This is a genomic window from Wolbachia endosymbiont of Drosophila incompta (assembly GCF_001758565.1).
GTDB classification, from domain to species: domain Bacteria; phylum Pseudomonadota; class Alphaproteobacteria; order Rickettsiales; family Anaplasmataceae; genus Wolbachia; species Wolbachia pipientis.
This window is the reverse complement of record NZ_CP011148.1, coordinates 1,254,793-1,255,924: the sequence shown is the minus strand read 5'-3', so window position 1 is coordinate 1,255,924 and position 1,132 is coordinate 1,254,793. Positions and strand designations below refer to the sequence as shown.

The window sequence follows — 1,132 nt, the reverse complement described above, 5'->3', positions numbered from 1 at the left end:
TATCTTGCTTTTCTTTCGTGGGTCCTTTTGTTACCACAATTGGCCAGGTGATAAGTGGTGCAGGTTCATTTGGCCAACATGTTTGAATGGGCAGTAGACTTAGGTCCACTTCATCTCCGGTTAGCACTACCTCTTGACATGGAGCCTTGCTCACGACTTTACTTCGCATCGATAACACGACTTTCAACAAAGGAAACATTTTTATAGCATCCTTAAAGTTTTTTGGCGGCTCAGGTGATTGCAAAAATGCTAAAAGTTTACCAAGATCTCTTAGTTCATCAGGATTTATGTTCAACCCCAATGCAATCCTCTTAATAGTACCAAATAAATTCACCAAAACTGGAATCGAATTTTTGCCATTTTCTGTGATAACATTTTCAAAAATGATCGCTGGCCCTTTGCTTGACAAAACTCTGCGATGAATTTCTGTCATTTCAAGAACTGTTGAAACTTCCTCCTTAATCCTAATCAGATCTTTTTTTTCTTCTAAGGCTTTGATGAAGTCGCGTAAGTTGTTGTACATATTCCAGTTTTTAAAATTTTAAGTTTATATCTAGTTTTCAAGCACTTTATTGAAATTTGACCTATGCACTGTCTAGCGAGCTTTCAGTTAATTTGAGATCAAATCTTCATATTGCTTACTAAGTTTGTATTTCCTTCCTCTATTGGAAAAATCTACAATCTTGATAAACCCCATTTCCACCCACTTTTTACAAAGTTGCGCACTGGTACGAGGCTTAAAATTAAATAGTTCGCCAACCTGACTAGTTGTAATAGCGGAAAACTCCTGGAAGAGCTCAAGAGCTTTGCGTTGTTTAGGATCAAGCTTACGTATAAGATCAGTCTGATCAGTGTGGTATTCTTCTTCATTTATACGTTGTAAAACGTTCTCAAATGAATTTGCCATACCTTCTACGAAATACTCCACCCACTTAGTGATATCTGCTTCAGCTCGTCCCATATAATAATTGTGCGATGGACCTACACTGATTGCCTCATAATAAGCTCCTAGATTCTTAGCATAATATTCTTCCAATGAATAAAGTCCTTTTAGGTCATACCCACCAAGGTGTAAAATTAATGTAGTCAACAATCTTGCAGTACGACCATTACCGTCATAGTAAGGGTGAAT

General features: G+C 37.3%; 2 protein-coding genes. Both read right to left on the bottom strand.

The window, feature by feature from the left end:
* A partial coding sequence (locus WG67_RS08910; RefSeq protein WP_458694942.1) for a UbiD family decarboxylase domain-containing protein occupies nucleotides 1-523 on the bottom strand: 523 nt, incomplete at its 3' end.
* Between the two features lie 87 nt (nucleotides 524-610).
* Nucleotides 611-1,132 (bottom strand): Fic family protein (locus tag WG67_RS07410; RefSeq protein WP_245683368.1); only part of this gene is annotated, 522 nt, incomplete at its 5' end.